Origin of the sequence: Scytonema hofmannii PCC 7110 (genome assembly GCF_000346485.2) — a bacterium.
GTDB classification, from domain to species: Bacteria; Cyanobacteriota; Cyanobacteriia; order Cyanobacteriales; family Nostocaceae; genus Scytonema; species Scytonema hofmannii.
Map to the genome: position 1 here is coordinate 1,185,967 of NZ_KQ976354.1, position 20,803 is coordinate 1,206,769.

The 20,803-nt window shown below is 40.7% G+C and carries 21 protein-coding genes; 15 read left to right on the forward strand and 6 right to left on the reverse strand.

All coding sequences use genetic code 11. From position 1 onward, the window contains the following. Positions 1-602: 602 nt before the first annotated feature. Together WA1_RS05225 and WA1_RS05230 are read right to left on the reverse strand one after the other, a co-directional pair. Positions 603-1,292, reverse strand: a complete 690-nt coding sequence (locus WA1_RS05225; RefSeq protein ID WP_017743103.1) for a hypothetical protein — start codon at positions 1,290-1,292, stop codon at positions 603-605. 340 nt (positions 1,293-1,632) lie between these two features. Beyond that, positions 1,633-2,556 carry an SMP-30/gluconolactonase/LRE family protein gene (locus WA1_RS05230; protein ID WP_017743102.1) on the reverse strand — a complete coding sequence of 308 codons (924 nt, stop codon included), beginning with the start codon at positions 2,554-2,556 and terminating at the stop codon, positions 1,633-1,635. Between the two features lie 140 nt (positions 2,557-2,696). Here WA1_RS05230 and WA1_RS05235 point away from each other — a divergent pair, with 140 nt between their 5' ends. From WA1_RS05235 to WA1_RS59410, 4 genes are all read left to right on the forward strand, one after another. Beyond that, a complete protein-coding gene (locus WA1_RS05235; RefSeq protein ID WP_017743101.1) occupies positions 2,697-3,140 on the forward strand; it encodes a GNAT family N-acetyltransferase in 444 nt (147 codons plus the stop codon). A 35-nt stretch (positions 3,141-3,175) separates the two neighbouring features. Beyond that, positions 3,176-3,535, forward strand: coding sequence for a hypothetical protein (locus WA1_RS05240; protein WP_017743100.1), 360 nt, complete (start codon positions 3,176-3,178; stop codon positions 3,533-3,535). 482 nt (positions 3,536-4,017) lie between these two features. Then, a complete protein-coding gene (gene sbcC / locus WA1_RS05245) occupies positions 4,018-7,044 on the forward strand; it encodes an exonuclease subunit SbcC (RefSeq protein ID WP_017743099.1) in 3,027 nt (1,008 codons plus the stop codon). Positions 7,045-7,173: 129 nt separating this feature from the next. Continuing rightward, positions 7,174-7,302, forward strand: a complete 129-nt coding sequence (locus WA1_RS59410; RefSeq protein ID WP_272819071.1) for a hypothetical protein — start codon at positions 7,174-7,176, stop codon at positions 7,300-7,302. Positions 7,303-7,353: 51 nt separating this feature from the next. Here WA1_RS59410 and WA1_RS52255 read toward each other — a convergent pair whose 3' ends face one another. After that, entirely contained in the window at positions 7,354-7,545 is a 192-nt protein-coding gene (locus tag WA1_RS52255) for a DUF5615 family PIN-like protein (protein ID WP_081403105.1), read from the reverse strand. Between the two features lie 345 nt (positions 7,546-7,890). Here WA1_RS52255 and WA1_RS59415 point away from each other — a divergent pair, with 345 nt between their 5' ends. The 5 genes from WA1_RS59415 (at position 7,891) to WA1_RS05270 (ending at position 10,319) form a co-directional block, all read left to right on the forward strand. Next, positions 7,891-8,022, forward strand: a complete 132-nt coding sequence (locus tag WA1_RS59415; protein ID WP_272819072.1) for a hypothetical protein — start codon at positions 7,891-7,893, stop codon at positions 8,020-8,022. A gap of 363 nt (positions 8,023-8,385) precedes the next feature. Then, the gene (locus WA1_RS05260) at positions 8,386-8,622 is read left to right on the forward strand and encodes a hypothetical protein (RefSeq protein WP_026134607.1); all 237 of its coding nucleotides are present in this window, start codon (positions 8,386-8,388) and stop codon (positions 8,620-8,622) included. Next, positions 8,619-8,966 (forward strand): type II toxin-antitoxin system PemK/MazF family toxin, encoded by a 348-nt coding sequence (locus WA1_RS05265; protein ID WP_017743095.1) that lies wholly within the window; start codon positions 8,619-8,621, stop codon positions 8,964-8,966. Before WA1_RS05260 ends, WA1_RS05265 begins: the two co-directional genes overlap by 4 nt. 191 nt (positions 8,967-9,157) lie before the next feature. After that, a complete protein-coding gene (locus WA1_RS56625; RefSeq protein WP_017743094.1) occupies positions 9,158-9,331 on the forward strand; it encodes a hypothetical protein in 174 nt (57 codons plus the stop codon). 196 nt (positions 9,332-9,527) lie between these two features. Continuing rightward, complete coding sequence (locus tag WA1_RS05270; protein ID WP_017743093.1) at positions 9,528-10,319, forward strand: class I SAM-dependent methyltransferase; 792 nt, start codon at positions 9,528-9,530, stop codon at positions 10,317-10,319. Positions 10,320-10,595: 276 nt separating this feature from the next. Here WA1_RS05270 and WA1_RS05275 read toward each other — a convergent pair whose 3' ends face one another. Further along, a complete protein-coding gene (locus tag WA1_RS05275) occupies positions 10,596-12,239 on the reverse strand; it encodes a purple acid phosphatase family protein (RefSeq protein WP_017743092.1) in 1,644 nt (547 codons plus the stop codon). A 375-nt stretch (positions 12,240-12,614) separates the two neighbouring features. Between WA1_RS05275 and WA1_RS05280 the strand changes: the two genes are divergently transcribed. The 6 genes from WA1_RS05280 to WA1_RS05305 all read left to right on the forward strand — a co-directional run bounded on the left by WA1_RS05280 (position 12,615) and on the right by WA1_RS05305 (position 19,496). Beyond that, positions 12,615-13,334, forward strand: a complete 720-nt coding sequence (locus WA1_RS05280) for a response regulator (protein ID WP_017743091.1) — start codon at positions 12,615-12,617, stop codon at positions 13,332-13,334. A gap of 101 nt (positions 13,335-13,435) precedes the next feature. After that, entirely contained in the window at positions 13,436-14,935 is a 1,500-nt protein-coding gene (locus tag WA1_RS05285; RefSeq protein ID WP_017743090.1) for an FAD-dependent oxidoreductase, read from the forward strand. 347 nt (positions 14,936-15,282) lie between these two features. Further along, positions 15,283-15,690 carry a hypothetical protein gene (locus tag WA1_RS05290; RefSeq protein WP_017743089.1) on the forward strand — a complete coding sequence of 136 codons (408 nt, stop codon included), beginning with the start codon at positions 15,283-15,285 and terminating at the stop codon, positions 15,688-15,690. Between the two features lie 464 nt (positions 15,691-16,154). Further along, positions 16,155-16,337, forward strand: a complete 183-nt coding sequence (locus WA1_RS05295; RefSeq protein ID WP_017743088.1) for a CsbD family protein — start codon at positions 16,155-16,157, stop codon at positions 16,335-16,337. 421 nt (positions 16,338-16,758) lie between these two features. Continuing rightward, a complete protein-coding gene (locus WA1_RS05300; RefSeq protein WP_017743087.1) occupies positions 16,759-17,478 on the forward strand; it encodes a response regulator in 720 nt (239 codons plus the stop codon). 347 nt (positions 17,479-17,825) lie between these two features. Further along, on the forward strand, positions 17,826-19,496 hold the full coding sequence (locus tag WA1_RS05305; RefSeq protein WP_272819073.1) for a DUF8082 domain-containing protein: 1,671 nt from the start codon (positions 17,826-17,828) through the stop codon (positions 19,494-19,496). An 8-nt stretch (positions 19,497-19,504) separates the two neighbouring features. On the opposite strand, the gene WA1_RS05310 is transcribed toward WA1_RS05305, so the two are convergent. Next, complete coding sequence (locus tag WA1_RS05310) at positions 19,505-20,422, reverse strand: c-type heme family protein (RefSeq protein WP_026134605.1); 918 nt, start codon at positions 20,420-20,422, stop codon at positions 19,505-19,507. 175 nt (positions 20,423-20,597) lie between these two features. Continuing rightward, a complete protein-coding gene (locus tag WA1_RS56630; protein WP_017743084.1) occupies positions 20,598-20,765 on the reverse strand; it encodes a hypothetical protein in 168 nt (55 codons plus the stop codon). Positions 20,766-20,803 lie beyond the last annotated feature (38 nt).

Genomic DNA, 20,803 nt, shown 5'->3' on the forward strand with positions numbered 1-20,803 from the left:
TTAGTTAATATTTGTTAATTTGGTAGAATATACTGATAATTTTTCACCCATTTTTTTGTTATTTACTGATAACTATTTACTGTTTTTAATCAGTTAATTACCAAGACGCTACACTGACAAAATAGTTGCATAAAAATCCAAAAAAAATACGTAGACACTTTACTACAATTATTTTTGACTTTTAAGAAATACACGCACTTACAGCCATTTTCAGGTAAATAGACCACAGGTGTAGGGGCGCAAGGCATTGCGCTCCTACCAACGATGTGGTTCATTTAAGTGAAAACTGCTGTAAGATAACCTTCTTGATTCCCAGACTCTGTAAGAGAATAGCTTTCCTTTAGTTACTAGCTTTTGTCTCACATTGTCTGCGGTAATGCCTACCCTTCAATATTTTTACAGGACAGAGGATAACCTAGCCACTGGTCACTGTTCACTGTTCATTGCGATTTCAGTATAAATCAAGCGAAAGCAACTTCGTCTGAGTATAAGTACGGAAATTTGTAAAAATTAGTATAAAAAAGTCAAGCGATCGCAAACCTCTACTTTGAGTGCGATCGCATTTCTGATGATGACATTCACGGACTTAAATAGATTTAAGTCTAGTAGTTGTTGTTGTATTGGTTGTTGCTGCGAGATAATTGCAAATTAGAGCGCAGTGTCAGATCTAAATCTCCTTCTTGGGGTTCAACAACAACAACGTCAGCTTCCTTCTTCCGCAATAAAATACTGGCTACAGCACCCGCACCTGCACCAATAATAGGTTCTAACGCTTCAATTCGGCGGTTACCTGTGAGCAGTGAAATGACGCTGGCTGCACCTGCGCCGATAGCAGCATCTTTGACAATGTCGCCTGTCTTGGCTCCTTTTTTGATTTTTTCCGTTCTAGTCACCACTTGAGAAGTTGCGTTTACGGTTTGGCGATCGCCGTTTGGGAAAACTAACTCTTGTGCTTCAAATCGGCTACCTTTTAGATCCCTTCTGCTTGCTGGTTGCATTTGTCCAACAATATCAGTTCCTTCAGGAATTAAGACCCTACCAGAGCGATCGACAATATTTCTTGCTACCTTAAGAGTGATTGGTGCTTTCTCGTCAGGAGTGACCAAAATTTTCTCTTTTTCGTAGGTGGTAGGAATGACAACTCCAGCAGGAATGGAAACGTATCGAGATTGTTCGCGTATTACTTGTGCGTTAGCAGGAGCCAAAGCTAACATAGGTGTAATAGTACCTGTCGTAATAGCCATTGCCATCATTGCAGCGGCTCCAGATTTCCAATGAATAAAACGAGTCATAAAGCAGGGTCCTGTCGTGTCTTGTTAGTTTTTCTGACGTGCTGTCACTGAGATTGTTTCTGACTTTTTTCCAACCTATCTCTAGGCGTATTCCGAGGGTTCATTGACTATGACGCGAGAAGAATGTGCAATTGTTCCACGTTATTCTTTTTGTAACGTTAAATTGTAGAAGTGAACAGTAACGCAAGACGTAGATGACGTAATTTATATGAAACTGTTCCTAGTGATGGTTTTAATCGCCATAAGTTTTATTCGGCTGGTACAAAAAAGGTAATAGCTAACTGCCTGATTCTGTGTGTCTTTAGACCGCAAAGTGGCTCAATAAATTGCAAACCACATATTATTTGACCAGTCCTTCTATGCCTACTTCTAAACGAACAACTTTGGCAGGTTCTAATCCAGTGGATAGCGGTAGTGACATACCCCCGTTAGTAACAACGTAAATACTCGCACGATCGCCCGCCTTTCGACCAAATGCTAAAGCTGTACTGCCAGTCACACCTTGCTCGGTTTTGGCGATCGTCGTCAGGAGACCATCTGGTGAAATTCGCACCACACTGTTATAGACGTGAGTGGTTGCGTAGAGATTACCTTGCATATCAAAGGCAAAGTCATCCAGGTTGACGTTCGTGAGAAACAGATCGGGAGAACCTGGTGTGTAATCACTATTAATTGGAATTCGGATGAGATGCTGTCGCTGGGTGTTTGAGGCATACAACGTGCTATTGTAAATCTTTAAGCCATTGACTGCAGGAAAGGGATGATTGGAATTGGATCGCGCTAATAAGTCATGTTCAAGCCAAACACGAGCTATTCTCTCGATAGCATCTATTTCCCAAATCGCACCTTTATAGGAATCTGCTATCAAATAACGGTTCTCTGTTAAGGGAACCATCCCATTTAGAAAAATGGCATCAGGGATAGTGATGATTGATTGAACTGTGCCATTACGATCTATGGAAAAAACAGTTGCTACTTTATCGTTCGTTGCCCCTGCAACCAGTAGATTACCTTGACGATCGATAACAATTCCTGCGGCATTACCTTTTAGGTTTATGACTTCGGTGATGTCCCCCGTTGTTGTGACTCGATAAATTTTACCTTCCTCATAACTGGCGATCGAGAGATTACCCTCTGTATCAACGATGATATTCTCCAGAAATGTATTCACTGGAAATTCAGCAATGAGTTGAGCAGGAACGATCTCCTCTGGTGTATTCGTAAAAATCGGTGGTAAGTCATTATTCAACACTGCAATCACCATAACTAAATACTTTAATCTTGAAGATGCGATCTGTAGTTTAGAACATTTGTGCTGTCTTGTAGAACTGTAAGTAATTGTGAAACATTTGGTACACAATATACTATGATTACCATTAATTATGGCGTTCAACAAAAATTCAGATGCCTGAGTACAAAATATCAATTGAAATTCAGCCAGACTCTAAACAAGTTGACTTTGTAGACAAGCAACTTCATGAGTTTAATGTAGGCAAGATCGGAGACTATCAATATACGCCACTGTTTCTGTTTGTTCGTGATTCAGAGCAAAAAGTGGTAGGTGGCTTAGACTGTTTTATGGGCTTAGGATGGCTTAATATCGGCACGCTTTGGATTGCAGAGGAGTTAAGAGGTTATGGATATGGAAGAGCGCTTCTATTAGCAGCAGAGCAAGAGGCTTTTAGACATGGCTGCTTTAATGCGTATGTATTTACTTACAGCTTCCAGGCTCCTGAGTTTTATAAACATTTAGGATACGAAGTGTTTGGAGAGTTAGAGAATTTTCCGACTGGTCATCGTCGATACTTCTTAAAAAAGAGACTCAAAGGAAAAATGCCACCCATCTGAAGCATAATTGTCAATATACTAGCATAATCTTCCTTATGGCTAAGAAATATACCTTCAAAAACCTAAAACTTACACGAAATCCGCTAGATATTGTGCTAGGTGACGCAGCTTTAGCGTATAAAACAGCAATGGAACGAGGTTACCCAATACCATTTAAAAGCGATCGCGACCCGATGATTATAACCGTTCCCTTTGAAGTTGTTGCTGTAATGGGGAACGAGCATCTGAAATTGTCCGGCAAGGTACGAATCGCCGATAGTGACGATATCACTCTACATTTTGATATTCCTGAAGAGAAAGAATCGGATGTAGAACATTGGTTTTCTTCTTGCCAAGCAAAGTTAACAGAAGAATTGATTAATCAGATTGTCAGGACTGGCAGGGGCATAAATTAAGAGTGCATTTGGTTGTTATATTTACTTCACTAGCAAGTTTTGTCTCTAGGTCATTGCGCTTTACTGTACAATTACCAAAGCCAATTGACATTCGTTTGTATAGCTGCGACTTCGAGTCATGAGCTATTTTGCCAGAAAATTGCCCAACTTTTCTCCTTTGTGCGATCCCATTCTTTCATTTTATCCCTTCATCTAGAAGTACTTGCAGAATAATACCTCTTGTTTAAAGAGTATCCAGATACCCGACTTCTCAAAGAAGTCGGGTATCTCACTTTTCACAAATGATTTGGGATTTCTATAAATAATTCCATCAAGATGGCAAAAAGGTTTTGCCCGCTCGAAAAAACTGACTCATAATATTGTTAACATTTATAAATTTGCTCTATTAGAGACTAGAAACATGATAGGAACCTAGTTAAACTAACAAAGAGAGCATCTGTACTGCTCACTTCTTTAAAATAAGGTGTCGCGCTGAAGCCTAAATGATTCCAAGACAACTTACACTTAAAAACTTTCTTAGTTACCGCGATGCCATTCTAGATTTTCGCGGGTTACATACGGCGTGTATTTGTGGTTCTAATGGTGCTGGAAAATCTTCCCTCCTCGAAGCTATCACCTGGGCAATTTGGGGTGAAAGCAGAGCTGTATCTGAAGATGATGTTATCCACACAGGGTCTAAAGACGTTAGGGTTGATTTTATCTTTGAAACCAACCAGCAAAATTATCGCGTGATTCGTACCCGACAGCGTGGTGGAAACAGTGGCTTGGAGTTTCAAATAGAAACACCAAATGGCTTTCGCCCGTTGACTGGTAAAGGCTTAAGGGCAACACAGGATATCATTTTAGAACATATTAAGCTAGATTACGATACTTTTATTAACTCAGCTTATCTCCGGCAGGGTCGTGCTGATGAATTTATGCTCAAACGACCTAACGAACGTAAAGAGATACTGGCAGAGTTATTAAAACTCAATCAATATGATGAATTAGAAGAACGGGCAAAAGACCTATCGCGTCAGTTTAAAGCACGGACTGAGGAATTAGAACGTTGTTTGGAGTCCCTGAAAAATCAACTGCTTTCTCGTGAGGCTATAGTCCAAAAACAAACAGAATTGGAAGCTGATATTAACCAACTGCAGCAAGTCCAAGCATTTGATACCATTCAATTGCAAAGTTTGCAGGTTGTTCAACACCAGAGGCAAAACAAAGAACAACAGCTTAACTTTGTCAGGCAACAATACCAAAATCTAACCCAGGATTGCGATCGCCTTCAACAAGACCGTGCAGCTATTAGCGGTCAGTTATCCGTCTTAGAAAAGTTATTGAGTCAAGAAGCTGAGATTAAAGCTGGGTATGCTGAGTACCAAAATTTACAATCTCAAGAAGAAGGGATGGGTGCAAGATTTGAAGAATATACTCGCGCCCAACAAGCACGTCAAAAGAACCAGCAGCAACTGACAAAACAAATTCACGAACTTGAACGCCAACTGCAACACAGTGAGGCGCAACTCGCAGCTTTGCAGCAACAAGAGCAAGATCTGCAACAAATTCTTGGGAAATCAGATGAAGTAGAAGGGGCATTAGCACAACTGAGTGCTGCACGCAACCGTCTCGCTCAACTCGATCAACTGCAACTACAGGTGTCTCCTCTGCTACAAAAGCGGACTTCCTTGCAAACCCAACTAGATCGAGCACATGCTGGGTTAGTGGCTCGACTCGAACAACTAGGATCGACGGAAAACCAATTGCAACGAGCCTCACAGCGACAGCCGCAACTGCAACAAGCAGTGATGGAAGTCGCGATTCAAATTGAGCAGTTAGAAAAAAAGCGAGTTTATTTGCAAAGAGTGCAGGAGAAAGGACAGGAGAGACGCCACCTGATAGAACGCCTGCAAGCTCACCAACGAGATCATGAAAGACTTTTGGGAGAACTACAGCAAAAACTGCAAATGCTCCAAACCCCCAATGCTCTTTGTCCTTTGTGCGAGCGTCCTTTGGATGAACATCATTGGAATCGTGTAGTCGATAAAACCAAAATTGAGTACAAAGATGCTGAGGATGAATTGTGGATAGTCCGAGAACGAATGGCTGTATCAGATAGAGAAATCCAAGTTCTCAGGCAGGAATACCGGGATATATCACAACAATTGTCTCCTTACGATACTTTACGCGAACAAAGAGGGCAATTAGCAGCACAATTGCAAGCAACAAGTGATGTCGAACAACAGCTACAACAAATAGTTGTTGAGAAGCAGCAACTAGAGCAAGCGTTACAAATAGGTGATTACGCTCACGATTTACAAGCCGAATTGCAGCAATTGGAGCAATACTTACAACAACTTAACTATAGCGAACAGGATCATGCGCTTGCGCGTAACGAAGTAGAACGATGGCGGTGGGCAGAAATTAGGCTCAGTCAGATGAAAGATGCAGCCAAGCGCCAAGCTCAAATACAGTTACGAAAACCGGAAATTCAAGGACAAATGCAAGGGTTGCAAGCTAGAGTTCAGCAAGAAGCAACAGACTCTGAGTGTGCTAAACAAATCGCTGCTCTTGAAAAGTACATTGCTGAAATTGGCTATGATACAGATCGGCATAACCAGGTTCGCTCAGCAGTACGCAAAACGCAGTCTTGGCAATTACAGTATCAGCATCTCTTAGGCGCACAGCAGCAGTACCCTCAACTTCACGCGAGACTCCAAGAGTTCGAGGTGGCTTTACAAGGGAGATTGGCTGAGCGGCAAAAACTTTATACCGAAATAGAAAGTATTGTTCACCAATTGCAAGAAACAGCAAACCCAACAGCCCAAATTCAAGAGTTAGAGCAGCAATTAGCATCCCGCAGGCGTCAGCTTGACGAACAACTTTCGCATTTGGGACGACTGCAACAGTTAGCCCACCAACTTGAAGCGCTACAACTTCAGTACGAACAACAGCAGCAGCAATTGCAAGAAACAAAACAGCAATATCGTATTTATCAGGAATTAGCGCAAGCATTTGGTAAAAATGGTATCCAAGCATTGATGATTGAGAATGTTTTGCCTCAATTAGAAGCTGAGACAAATCAATTGCTCTCGCGATTGAGTGCTAACCAGTTGCACGTTCAATTTGTGACACAGAGAGCTGGACGCAGTGGAAAATCGACAAAGAAAAATGTCAAGCTGATAGATACTTTGGATATTTTGATTGCGGATGCACAAGGAACGCGAGCTTATGAAACTTATTCGGGTGGAGAAGCGTTTAGAATTAATTTTGCTATCCGTTTAGCTTTAGCAAAATTACTGGCGCAACGGGCTGGGGCTTCATTGCAATTGCTGATTGTGGATGAAGGGTTTGGTACGCAGGATTCTGAGGGATGCGATCGCCTGATTGCATCGATTAATGCGATCGCTTCTGATTTCGCTTGTATCTTAACTGTCACTCATATGCCCCACCTTAAAGAAGCTTTCCAAGCTCGAATTGAGGTCAGTAAAACTCAACAAGGTTCTCAGATACATTTATTAATTTAATCACAGGTAGGTTGGGTTGAGGAACGAAACCCAACATTTAATTAACAAAGCATTGTACGATAGACAGATGTTGGTTAAGCCCAACGCTTGCATAATTGTATCTGCATTGCTCTCCCTGAAAATTTGGACTTGCTAATTTATAAAAATACTGGTACTCAATGCCGGATTCGCCAGGGAACTCGGTATCAGACATCTGAAGAATTGCTAGCTCAGTATAGTAATTTATTTGGTGAGTTACCAGAACAACAAAGTCAATAAACTTAATATGCCAAATCACTGTCAACCTAAAAGTTTTCATCCTCAAGAGTGTTAAATCCAACTCTCTACAGGAAATTCTCTCACTTGACGCATTCTTTGAAAATCACTATCTGATGTAACAAGAATTAATGAATGACATAAAGCTGTAGCAGCAATCCAAAGATCGTTTTCACCAATACCAATTTCTTGTAGTTGAGTTGTTTTGCGTTTACTCTTTTTTTTTGCTGCAAATCTTTTAATAATTTCAGACTTAAAATCTCCTTAACGCTCGTAAGGAGAAAGAAGGAAGAAGGAAGTTGTATCCCCATCAATAAATTGAGGGGATTTTCAGAGTGAAAAACCTTTATGAATCCATCAATAACTACCAGCCCAACACACTAGGACTTACGCATTGACGTAAAGCTCGCCCATCTGGGTTGCTTCCGCCGACAGACTTTACAAAAATCTGATTATGTGAGTCAGACTTATTTGCTGCCCAACATCTTTTATTAAGTGCAAGAAAAATCAACTTATGCACGAGTGAGATAGACATGGGAAATTCTTGCTCAATCTGATTCTACTTCTAGAAGGCTTCCCCATTTCCTGGTAGTGTGGAGAACAGCGATCTTCGTTTTCTCCGATCTCAAGCGATCGCTAATTAATTTGGATACGGGTATGGGTATAGGATTGGACTTTGGACAAAATCTAAAATGGCACAATGCTTGTGAGAAATCCGGGTAGTCGTGTGGGTTTACAAACTTATATGTACTTAGCAAATAAGGCGCGATACTAACTTGCATAATTTAGTTCCATTCTAAATTAACGGTCATCACAACAGTATGTACTAACGCTCGCACTCAAGCTCGATAAATAATCGTACCACTTGTTAAGAAGATGTGAGAATAGAAAACAAGTCCTTAACGTTGTCGGTACTCAATACAATTTGCTATACTAAAATACTCCTAGAAATATTTTTGAAAAAGCCACCAAAGTTATCTGAACTGTTGCAACAGCATTCTGTGGTACGAAATGAGTTGCCACTCTACCATAGTTCATTAGTAGTAACAAACAAAGATGATGGATACCACCTATACAAAGACAAATATGCTTACTCTTAAAGAATTAGTTGTTCAAGAATTAGAAACCCTGGATGAAGAGCGACTCAAAGAAGTTGCTGATTTTCTAGCGTTTCTCAAATTTCGGAGTCGTGGAGCTAGTTGGAAAATCGATCAAACACAGATGGCAGATCTTTATAGGGAATTTGCTGAGGAAGATAAGAGACTTGCTGAAGAAGGATTAGACGAATACGCTGAATTACTCAGACAAGAAGATCTAAAATGACTATCAAACGAGGTGAGGTGTGGCTAGCAGATTTAAATCCTACCAGAGGTTCTGAACAGGGAGGTACTCGACCTGTAATTATCTTCCAAAACGATGTTGTTTCTCAATTTTCCACCACTGTTATCACTATACCGTTAACAAGCAATTTGCGTCGAGCCTCTTTACCAACCTGTCTGTTAATCCCTAGTGGTGAAGGAGGTTTAGATCGAGAATCAGTAGCTTTGTGTTATCAATTACGAGTGATTGATATAAGTAGATTGCAGAGAAAACTAGGCGATCTTACAAATGAGACATTAACCAGTATAGAGGGTACAGTGCTATTAACTTTGGGTTATCAATTGTAAAGCAACAAACTCAGGTTCCAGGTTCTGAATACAATAAGCAAGTCCCTGCCGTTGTAGGTACTGAAATATTTTCACACATCTGAGTATTTCTGGTTTTCGCCAGAATTAACACATCTATTCGACTTATAGGTAGTCAATATCAAGAGATAGCACTTAATGAAACGGGTTGGCGTTGGAGTGAGGAGTTAGAATTGTATCTGGATATTGAGTCGGAAAAACTGCGCTATTTTACTGCTGAAGGCGATTTAGTTCCGACACCTGAAGAAGCAGCTTTGCAAGCTCAATCAGCATTAGAACAAGAACGCCAACGATCTGAAAGGTTAGCTCAAAGATTGCGTTCTCTTGGAATTGATAACTTAGAGTAAATAGCTCAACCAAAATATTCCAAACCGCGTGGTTGGGTTGAGAGAAGCGCGAACCCTAACCTACACATCTCTATTTTAAGATTTGATAAAAAGTACCAAACTCTTCTCTCTCTTACTCTGCGCCCTCTGCGCCTCTGCGGTTTAATATGCAAAATAGATATGGAACAGCTTAGATGTAGATTAAAGAAAAAACGTTATGTCCACAATACAGGAAATCATAGCTTGTCCTCTATGCCGCAAAACTTTAACTGAAGTTCCACAGCAGTGTAATACGTGTCATAATTCTTTCCAACAAGAATTAGCAAAAATACCCTCTGTTGTGGATTTGACTGATCAAGCATTACAAAGGCAAACTGAAAACTCCGTAACAGAGACAAAACCTTTACGTACAGAGTTGTTTCGCTCTCCAATTGTCTCCTTTTTATACGAGCGAATTTTACCACCACTTTGGGCAGTAGGACTGCGGAACTCTGGAGGTATAGATGCTGAGTTCCGCCTGTGTACAGAATTCTTTGGTCAAAATCCAGGAATTGTAGCAGATGTCAGTTGTGGTACAGGCATCATGGCACGTCGCTTGGTAAAGTGGGGAAAGTGCGAACAGATCTTAGCTCTGGATTACTCAGAAACAATGCTGACTGAGTTGCAACAACAAATGCAATTGGAAGGCATATCACCGTCAGAAATTATTATCATCCGAGCTGATGTAGAAGCACTACCTCTAGCACCGGATTCTATAGATGCTATCTATGCTGGGGCTGCAATGCACTGTTGGAATGATGCGACTGAAGGGATTCGCAATATTTACCAAGCGTTGCGCCCTGGTGGCAAACTGTTAGCCACAACTTTTCTCAAGCCATACCCTAGCATCGTGTTTCAGTTCTTTTCACCAGAAGAATTGCGACATATCGTATTAACAGGAGGTTTTCATTCAGACAAGATACAAGTAGAAGTAAGTGGATTTTACGGAATTATTAAGTGTATCAAATAAAGGGCTTCCCAATAAAAAAATATCCCAAAATTTCTTGTGGTGCGGGCGTCCTCGCCCGCCACTAAGATTAAGATGGGCGGCCTGCCACTAAGATTAAGATGGGCGGCCTGCCACTAAGATTAAGATGGGCGGCCTGCCACTAAGATTAAGACGGGCGGGCTGCCACTAAGATTAAGACGGGCGGGGACGCCCGTCCCACAATATGGGATAATTTATTTTCTGGAAATCCTAAAAAAGAACCAGTAGGGCTGCCATTATGTACCTTACTAGTTATAACTACGACTTCTTTAACTCAAATTCATCAAACTTAATCACCTCAGAATCCGGCTTACTTGTATCAAACAAGTAACTGCTGACCGTACCTGTACCTGTATCAAAGATGCTGAAAACTGTAAGTTCATTGCTGGCAATATATGGTATTGGCTTACCATCTTCTTCTGGAAACGGACGGATTGTTGGTAACACGGGTTCTAATCCATATGGATCTCCAAGTTCAACATAATCCTCCTGATAACCCACGGGAACTTCTCGCTTGTTATTACCCCAAGCCGCACCGTATGAATTACCAACATTTGATGTTTCGATAAAATGCATTCCACTGGAGGTGACAAAGCGGTTCCACAAATGGGAATGCCCGTAAAATACTAACTGTACGCCAGCTGCTTCTAGTAAAGGCATGACATCGCGAATTAGGTAATCAGCGTCTTTAGGGTATTCGTAACGCACTGCCTTAATGTTACCGAATGTATCGCGTTCTATAATTTGCACTGGATCGGTGTATGCTGGAACCACGTTACCACCGAGAGAATGAGGCGGATGGTGCAACATCACCACTTTGTACTTTGCTTGCTGAAATTCAGAGCTATTCAATTCTTGTACCAGCCAATTGTACTGCTTACTCCCTTTTGCGATCGCCTCGTAAATATGCTGTCCGTAACCCCAATTCTCTGGGTTGTTTAAATCTTTTTCGCTTTCCTTGTATCTGCCTCTAGTATCTGCATCTAAGTGATAAGTGCGCCACATATTTGTAGCATACAACACCACCAATCGCACATCACTAAAGCTGACTGCGTAGTAAGTTTTTCCTCCTTCTGGACTTTGCGGTAGGGTAAAAAGTTCTTCGTAAGTATCAGTATTAAAAGAATTATTTTTTAGCGTTTCGGTACCGTACAAATTCTGAGCAATAGCGCGAGGTATTGTCTTATCAAATTCCGTGTTTATACTTTCACGCCCAAAGCGTCCCATAATCTCATGGTTACCAATGCAAGTAAACATTGGGGCGTGTTGAATAATTTCACCTCCAGTATAAAATGTTATAGTCCCGTTTTTGTTCATTTCAAACTTGGCACGACCTTGCAAACAAGGAAAGAACGCACCACCACGATTATCATCAAACCATTCTGAAGCGCGATCGGGAATATTTGCCAAATCACCAGCAAACCAAACTGCATCAACTTGCCCAACTGTTTCTTCAACTTTCTGTAAATTTGCTGCTACCATGGGCTTAATTTGATGGTCAGAAGTCAGCAAAATTTTTAGTGGCGTTCCCAGCTTTGGAGTAGGTGCAAGGCTAAACACACTGCTACTAATGCTTTCGCCATCTTCCCTGACACTTGTGACTCGGTAAGAAACGCGTGTGTTAGGGGTTAAATCGGTTACCTCTGCCTCATGACGCCAAATATCACGCACAACAGGATGTTGATAAATTTGTCCATCCTCTGTTTGGTTTCCGACTCGTGAATTTTGGTCTTCGCGCACCCGGTTGAGTTTAATAGTTTTAGCAGTAGCAGTATGAGCCAGATTCTTACCATAAGCAACTATATGTCCAGAACCAGCAAATTCAGTAAACCAAACAACTCGTACCGAGTTTTCGGTTGGGAGTTGCAGGAAAGGATCGGTAAGCAACTGTGGTGGTGACATTATTTTTTACCTAAAACGCACGTTAATTAAGTTAATATATCTTGGGAGTGGGGAGTAGGGAGTGAGGAAGAGAAATTTTCACCTCATTGTAGGTCACTGGTCACTGCTCACTGTTTTGTATGCCTTTTGGCATAAATACATTATCCAATGTGGATAGTTAGTGGTTATCGAATGGCTTAATTGTAAAATACATCTGAGCTTTCTTATGAATGACTCTATCTGTGTCAAGAGGACAAACTGTTGCTTTTATAGACAGTGCCTCAGAGAGATAGACTGAAATCGTTATAGCCTTTTAAAATACTTATACTATCACTCGATAAATACAAAAGAGTTGATTTGTGCATCTCTTTAATTTAGAAGAATTGAGGCTTTACCATGAATGCAATTCGTGTTGTTTTAATTGAAGACCACGAGCTAACTCGGATCGGTATAATTGCTGCTTTGAAGCAACAAAATGGAATTGAGGTGATTGGTGAAGCCAAGGATGCCAGATCGGGTCTAAAGCTTCTGAAATCAACAAAACCAGATGTTGCTATTGTAGATGTGGATCTGCCAGACATGAGTGGCATTGAGTTGATCCAGCACTTCAAAAATTCTGAAGAAGCAGGCGAGATGCCTGAAACCAAGATTTTGATTATGACAATGCAGGATAATGAGGATACCGTGCTAGCTGCTTTTGCGGCTGGGGCAGATTCTTATTATATGAAGGATGGCAGTATTGACAAATTAGCTGATGCATTGAAGTTAACTTACGAAGGTAACTCTTGGATCGATCCGACCATCGCCCGTATTATCTTGCAACATAGCAATAAAACTTACGCAGAAGCTCAAGCAAGTTCTGAAAATACAACAGTTGCTATCAATGGTTTATCAACTGAGGAAAGCCAGATTATTCCAAGCTATCCCTTAACAGCTCGAGAATTAGATGTCCTCAGGCTCATTGTAGATGGATGTAGTAATGCAGACATTGCCGAAAAACTTTACATTACTGTAGGTACTGTTAAAACTCACGTCCGCAACCTTTTGAATAAGCTTTGTGTGAGCGATCGCACTCAAGTTGCTGTTCTTGCTTTGCGAGCTGGATTGGTTAGATAAGAATGTTAGTTGTTAGTGGATAGTGGTTAGTAGTTGATAGTTTATACAACTAACAACTATCAACTAACAACTATCAATTAACAACTATTAACCCTAAAAATATGCAAAAAATACTTGGAAAACCTATATCTTATTGGATAGATTCAACACCTGAGAATCACTTTTCACCACTCGTCAATACGGTAACAGTGGATGTTGCGATCGTTGGGGCGGGTATCGCTGGAATCACTGCTGCTACATTGTTAAAGCGAGCGGGAAAAACTGTTGCTGTGATTGAATCAAATCGCATAGCAACTGGTGTAAGCGGTCATACAACTGCTAAAGTTACCTCACTTCACCAATTGATTTATGCAGAGTTGATCGAGAAATTTGGTGAAGAGAAAGCCAGAATTTATGCACAGTCAAATCAAGCAGCATTAGAACGTATCGCTGCTTTTGTTGAGGAAGAACAAATAGATTGTGACTTCAGCCGTCAAAGTGCTTATTCTTTTACAGACTCTCAAGACCAACTCAGCAAAATTGAGCAAGAAGTAGAAGCCGCCCTCAGATTAGGGCTTCCTGCTTCCTTTGTCCGGGAAACTTCTTTACCTTTTCCTATTGCGGGTGCAATTAAATTTGACAACCAAGCACAGTTTCACTCACATAAATATTTACTGCACCTTGCTAAAGGCATTACGGGAAATGGTAGCTATGTATTTGAGAACACGCGAGTGCAAAAGGTTGAAGAAGATAATCCCTGTCAAGTCATCACCGATAAGGGAACTGTTCAAGCACAGGATGTTATTATCACTACAAATTTGCCAATCTTAGACCAGGGCTTGTTTTTCGCTAAAACTTATCCCAAGCGTTCTTACATTATTGGTGCGCGGATTGAGGCATCCAAAGCACCAAAAGGAATGTATATTGGTATTGGTGAAACATATTACTCGATTCGTACCACTCCCTATCGAGATGGTTTACTCCTTCTTGTTGGCGGTGGCGGTCATAAAGTAGGTACTGTTACTAACACAGAAGAAAAGTACCTCGATTTGGAAGAATTTGCACGTTCTCGCTTTGGGATTGATTCTTTTGAGTATCGTTGGTCAACCCAAGATGCTGTTTCCTTCGATCGCTTACCTTACATTGGTAAATTGACTCCATTCAACAACCATATTTATGTAGCCACTGGTTTTAGCCTTTGGGGGATGACAAAGGGAACATTATCTGGAATGCTACTTGCAGACAAGATATTAGGTATAAATAATCTTTGGGCTGAACTTTACGATGCAACCCGTGCGACTCCGTTTTTCAGTGTGGAAGGGATTAAGCAGAACCTTGATGTCGGCGTTCATTGGGTAGGCGATCGCATTAAAGGAATCGGTAATTCTTTCGTTGATGTTCCCAATAGTGAAGGAAAGCTAGTCACTGTTAATGGCAAAAAGGTAGCAGCTTACAGAGATGAAGGAGGAGAAATTCATGCAGTCTCTGCTGTGTGTTCTCATTTAGGTTGTGTTGTTGCCTGGAACAGTGCTGAGAAAAGTTGGGATTGTCCTTGTCATGGTTCCCGTTTTAATTACAACGGAACAGTGCTGCACGGACCAACGGTAAAAGATTTAGAATAACAGTGACCAGTGACCAATACTACTCGGATAAGGGGAAATTAGAACCCCGGTTTCTCCTGCGAAACCGGGGTTCTGACACCTCAATTATCGTAATCCCTTGCAGTCTTGCAAGACGTATTTGGATCTGCTTTTTAATAATAAATATGTTTGACGTCAAAAGCTTAACAAAAATTTAAGAAACAATCATAAAAAATACATCATAGGATAGAAAAAAGTTAATTTTCTTTAATCACTAACACTTCTCAAGATTTTAAGCTTCACGTCTTTAGGTACTATGTTTCAAATTATAAAAGATTTAGTTTATTTAGTATAAATGTTGAATGAAAAATTTAGCGAGGACATAATATATGACTAATGAAAAGGATAAGAAAGTCGCAGATACCTCTAAGCGAGTTGAGGTGGATACATACGATAGAGGGATTGTACCTGCTGAAACAGCAGCTCGCAAAGAAAGAGAGGGAGAACTATACAAAACACTTCCTAATGAACAGAGAGAGGCAAGCGCACCCACCGACGACCAAACACAGTCTACGAGCGTACACACAACAGATGGCTACACAGTAGACAGAGAAGGTTTGCTAAATAATTACGCAGTAGAACCGGAAATGTACTATGAAGTTCCTGGTGATGCGAAACAAGAAGCAGCAGAAGATACCGCTCATCGTGCTGAAGAACTACAAGAAGTGAATGAAGATAAAGAAGGTCAGTTAACAATTGATGATGACAAACGAGGCAGAGGTCCAGGAATTGTTTAGTATTTTTGTCTAAGTTTTTCGGTTACATAGGTACTGCTAAGATGATTGAGGTGTTGTCCCAATCATCATTTTTTTTGAGCAGTAATGAATACTATAGGAATCATAAGTAATGTAATAATGTAGGTAGGGCTAAAGCCCACCACATAAAGCTTGTGGTGGGCTTTAGCCCTACCTACTACGTATATTTCAAAAATCAAATAGGAGTCCTATATCTACCTAAAGCTAGAAATGTGCTTATCTTAGGGAAGAGTTAACCTTACTGTCTGTATCTATCTGATAGCTATAATTTTAAATCTTGCAGATGAGTTAAATAACATAAAAATCAGTAGTGAGGACAAAATATTAGTGATAAAAAATAGACTGAAGATAGATTCACAAACCAATCTTTGTCACATTAAGATACGTATAGACAAGAAATAGTTCACTAACAAGTTCGAGCAATCAATCGACCATAAGGAGACAATATGAGTATCGAGAATAGAATAGAAGCAACTGCTAAAAATATAGAAGGTAAAATCCAAGAAGTTGTGGGTGAAATTACTGGTAACCCCAATGACAAAGCTGAAGGCAAAGCAAAGCAAGCTGAAGCTCGAGTTCGCCATGGTGTAGAAAATTTGAAAGATGAGGTTAAGAAAGCTATCGACTAACTAAAATAACAGGGATTTGTATATAACAGTGTTTACTGAGAAAATCGGTAAACACTGTTTTCTTTCTTATTAAGAAGCAGTATCGTGAACTCGTAATAAGCCCTACTCCCCACTCCCTTTTTCAAGACGGTGTAGGTAGGGCTAAAGCCCACAATTTTTGGTTAAGTTGTCAAAAACGCCATAAGCAACTATAATATTATTTTTTTGAAGGATTGAATATAAGACTAGTTTGTTAATAACGAAGTACCGATCTCTCCAAAATAGGGTATGAAGCATAGTCAGAAATAATTTATTGTCCATGTCCCATACCCATTTTCAAGAATTTTTCTTGCTTGCGGGGGATGAATTTTGGTGACATCTTTCTTTTTGTATAAAATCTCTATTAGAATATCCATGTATAATGGGTAGAGGTCATTAAGCTATGAGTGAAATCAAGGTCGTCGTCATTGAAGACCACAACCTTACCCGGATAGGTTTACGGGCTGCTTTACAAACTCAGGCAGAAATGAAGATTGTTGGTGAGGCGTCCAATGCAACGGAAGGGCTGCAGCTTTTGAAAACCCTGCATCCAGATGTTGCTACTATCGACATTGGTCTGCCTGATATGGATGGAATTGAACTGACACGCCAGTTCAGGCACTATCAAGCTCAGACGCAAGACTATACAACAAAACTGCTGATTCTCACAATGCAAAATAGCGATGAAGCTGTTTTAGCAGCTTTTGCAGCAGGAGCAGATTCTTACTGTATGAAGGATATTGCAACTGATAAACTGGTAGAAGCAGTCAAAACAATTCATACAGGTAGTTCTTGGATTGACCCGGCAATTGCAGACATTATTTTGCAACAAATACGTCACGATTTCCCCGATAGCGACGGAGGAACAACGGGCAAACGAGTGATGATTAATGCTGTTGACCCAGAAATTGAGAAAACGCTGGAAACTTATCCACTGACTGAACGGGAAATGGATGTTTTGGAGTTGATTGTTTCTGGCTGTGACAATGCAGGAATTGCCCAAAAGCTTCACCTAACAATTGGGACTGTAAAAACCCATGTCAGAAGTATTTTGAGCAAACTCTGTGTAGCTGACCGTACTCAGGCTGCTGTCCGCGCTTTGCGTTCGGGCTTGGTACAATAAAATCTTGCCAGAATTGGTGAGGTTAGTCATTTGCGCTGCGAAAAACCTTATCAAATTTATCCATTAAAGATTAATATAGATAGGTGAACCAACAGCGCTTGTTTTTAGATGAATATTAGGGTACTTAAGTACTATAAGGTATTGCCATTCTCTTAGAAAATGGTCTTTGCCGTAGCTTGCCCTATAACAGACAGTTAGTCTGTACCTATTTTTGACCAGAACTAGTCTGGTGACCGAACCTGTACGTCTCGACCCTAATCGCTCCTCTGGTCTTTCAAAGTAGGGATAGTGCAAGCGTCGATACTTACATATCCGATTTTAACACAATTCCAAAACTTTAGTAATATTTGGAGAATTTTGAACAAAAACGCTATTACTTAGTAATAGCCGATCGCAAATGGAGAAAAATGCCTCCGCCAACGCTTAAGGCAGTCGTTATTAACTTGGGAAATGGGGATCTAAACAGTGGCTTTCCTAGAGTAACCGTTCAATTGTGGGTATCGGGCTATTCTCGACCCCAGCAATTTATTGGTAGCCTACCCGCAGCACCAATTTTGGCAGAACTCTACAGTAACTGGCAATCAATTTACAAACACCTTTGCAATCGGATGGCGAGTATGAAGGACATCCGCAGACGGTCTGTTGCCCAATTAGCAGAGGTGGATGTGGATGATGAGCTAGAAATTGAACTCGAAGGCATTACCAATATTTCACAGGATAGCTTTAATCAAGTTTGTTATCAACTAGAACAGAGCATAAATGCGTGGCTTCACTCACCAGGGTTTTTTAATGTCGCTCGCCAGGTGCGATCGCGACTGGATTCAGCATCAGAAATCCATGTCATGATTGAAACCAACGATGACTTACTGCGTCGCTTACCCTGGCATTGTTGGCAGTTTTTTGACGACTATCCCCAAGCAGAACCAGCACTGAGTCAACCCGAATACCAGCGTGAAGGACAGGCTCAGCGAGAGACAACAAAAGTCAGAATCTTGGCGATTTTAGGCAGTAGCAAAGGAATAGATTTAAAGGCGGAACAAAGATTTCTTCAAGATTTACAAGAGGCAAAAACCGAGTTTCTTGTGAACCCTTCCTATGAACAATTAAACCAGCAACTTCGGAATGCTCAAGGCTGGGATATTCTCTTTTTTGCCGGACACAGTCAAACCGAAGGCGAAACAGGCAGGATTTATCTCAACGACAATCCTAACAGTAACAGTTTAACAATTGAACAGTTGCAAGAAGCTCTTAAGGTAGCCATTACCAATGGGTTGAAACTGGCAATTTTCAATTCCTGTGATGGTTTAGGCTTAGCAAATTCTCTAGAAAAACTACATATTCCTACCGTAATTGTCATGCGAGAACCCGTACCCAACCGGGTAGCACAGGAATTTTTTAGACACTTTCTCTCGGCTTTTGCACGGGAACGTTTGTCTTTATATCGAGCCGTGCGGTACGCCCGTCAGCAATTAAAAAGGTTGGAAGCTTATTTTCCCGGTGCTTCTTGGTTACCTACCATCTGTCAAAATCCTGCTGTCGAACCTCCTATCTGGCTTAACATAGCTGAACCTTTGCATTTTGTATTGACTTCATCCCAAATTTATGATCTAGAAAAGGTTTTACTCGATCTTATTGGACCGATTGCTCCCATTCTGCTACAAAATGTGTTGGCACAGGTGGGGAATCGAAGGGAATTAATCGAGCAATTGAGGCGTCATCTGTCTCCATCTCAACAAGAGGAATTTCAGAAACAAGTCAATTTGGAGTTAACACAGCCGCTTTTAAAACAGGAAGATAGGGTAGAAATGTTAATAGACCAATATCAGGTATTGGATGAAAATTTTATCCGTCGGTGCGAGCAAGCGTTAACCGAAGCTATCGGACCAATTGCTCATATTCTCATTCAACAAACTCTTAGCTCTGGAGAACACTCTCGCGCAACTTTTGTCGAAAGCCTAGCTGCTAAACTTCCAAATCCTCAACTGACATTGGCTTTCAAACAGCAGGTGCTGGGATAATTAACGGATTAAGTTTTTTGTTGCTTTATCAAATCCATGGCAATCAACAGACTGGATCTCATGCGTTCAAAAGCGATCGCTAGTAAACCAATTTCATCTTTTGATTTTTCTTCAAAGTTAGCATTTATCTCACCCGTGCTTACAGCATTAGCTATTTTTGCAATATTTTTGATTCGTTGGATAACAACTTTCTTTAATAAAAAATTAATCAACAATATGACAGCAAAAAAGATAGTCATGATAACGAGCATAACTGAGAAGAAAGCCCGCCAAGTTTCATCAAAGACCTTTTCTGAAGGAACATAGACCATTTGAGCCGCAATAACCTGATTCAGTTGCCAACCAAACCCGTGTTCTCCATAGGTGACTAATAAACTTTTTGGTGCAATGTCTGGACGAGAATGGCACTCAAGACAGCGCTTTTCTTCTATTTTAAATGGATGAGCTGTATAAAACTTTTTCCCCTCTGGTGTAGAGCGAAAACCCGAAAGTTCCTTGAGTTCTGGTTGTTGGCGAAAACGTTCTACCAATGCAGTTTCAAAACTATCAGCTTGGTCTCTAGGATTAGTAGGATTGAGAGCAGCGTCTTTATAGAAAAAGTCGTGATATTTGTCATTTTTGCGTAAGTATTCCGAAACCTCTCTGACTGAATAGGTTGGAATTGCCTCGGGAATAAAGGTAGAACCAGTTTCTAATTGAGGTTTGAGCAGTGGATTGACACGATCTTGGGTATAATACCGCAATGAGTTCATTGTCTGCATGAGCAAATCAGCCTTGACGCTAATCTCGTACTCAGCTCTCTGTTGCAGAACACTCGATAGCATCAGGCTGCTAAGAAGGATGCCGACGAAGAAAGAGAGAACTAATAAAGAGTTAAACTTGGCTCCAATCTTGGCATTTAGCAAGTGAGCGTTGAATATAGCCATGCTTATTTATAATAATATCTTTTCAGCGATAAATTTTTTCCCCTAGTATAGCTAATCCTATAGTTATCATTCTACTGCCCCTAAAACTTTGAGTGTAGCTTTCTGCTCACCAGTTAAACCTGTAACACCAGTAATGTTCATGCCCTCCTATAGCCGAGCAGCTATCAGTGTTTGTTTATATACACCCGTTTTGACAAATGCTATTAAAAACAAAAGTTTCTTGTTGCAATGCCGCAATTTCTCCATCAAACAAGTCTTGAATTGAGGTAGCCACAATTTTCACTACCAGCGTATTGTTACCATAGCGATCGCACAACTGCTGCTTTTGGGCATCAGCACCCAATCAGTAATCTTAATTACAGTAGAGAGGGTAGCCAGGGG

Coding starts and splice junctions, on each gene's coding strand:
- WA1_RS05225 (WP_017743103.1), bottom strand. CDS start 1,292: ATGACTCGTTTTATTCATTGGAAATCTGGAGCCGCTGCAATGATGGCA.
- WA1_RS05230 (WP_017743102.1), bottom strand. CDS start 2,556: ATGGTGATTGCAGTGTTGAATAATGACTTACCACCGATTTTTACGAAT.
- WA1_RS05235 (WP_017743101.1), top strand. CDS start 2,697: ATGCCTGAGTACAAAATATCAATTGAAATTCAGCCAGACTCTAAACAA.
- WA1_RS05240 (WP_017743100.1), top strand. CDS start 3,176: ATGGCTAAGAAATATACCTTCAAAAACCTAAAACTTACACGAAATCCG.
- sbcC (WP_017743099.1), top strand. CDS start 4,018: ATGATTCCAAGACAACTTACACTTAAAAACTTTCTTAGTTACCGCGAT.
- WA1_RS05260 (WP_026134607.1), top strand. CDS start 8,386: ATGCTTACTCTTAAAGAATTAGTTGTTCAAGAATTAGAAACCCTGGAT.
- WA1_RS05265 (WP_017743095.1), top strand. CDS start 8,619: ATGACTATCAAACGAGGTGAGGTGTGGCTAGCAGATTTAAATCCTACC.
- WA1_RS05270 (WP_017743093.1), top strand. CDS start 9,528: ATGTCCACAATACAGGAAATCATAGCTTGTCCTCTATGCCGCAAAACT.
- WA1_RS05275 (WP_017743092.1), bottom strand. CDS start 12,239: ATGTCACCACCACAGTTGCTTACCGATCCTTTCCTGCAACTCCCAACC.
- WA1_RS05280 (WP_017743091.1), top strand. CDS start 12,615: ATGAATGCAATTCGTGTTGTTTTAATTGAAGACCACGAGCTAACTCGG.
- WA1_RS05285 (WP_017743090.1), top strand. CDS start 13,436: ATGCAAAAAATACTTGGAAAACCTATATCTTATTGGATAGATTCAACA.
- WA1_RS05290 (WP_017743089.1), top strand. CDS start 15,283: ATGACTAATGAAAAGGATAAGAAAGTCGCAGATACCTCTAAGCGAGTT.
- WA1_RS05295 (WP_017743088.1), top strand. CDS start 16,155: ATGAGTATCGAGAATAGAATAGAAGCAACTGCTAAAAATATAGAAGGT.
- WA1_RS05300 (WP_017743087.1), top strand. CDS start 16,759: ATGAGTGAAATCAAGGTCGTCGTCATTGAAGACCACAACCTTACCCGG.
- WA1_RS05310 (WP_026134605.1), bottom strand. CDS start 20,422: ATGGCTATATTCAACGCTCACTTGCTAAATGCCAAGATTGGAGCCAAG.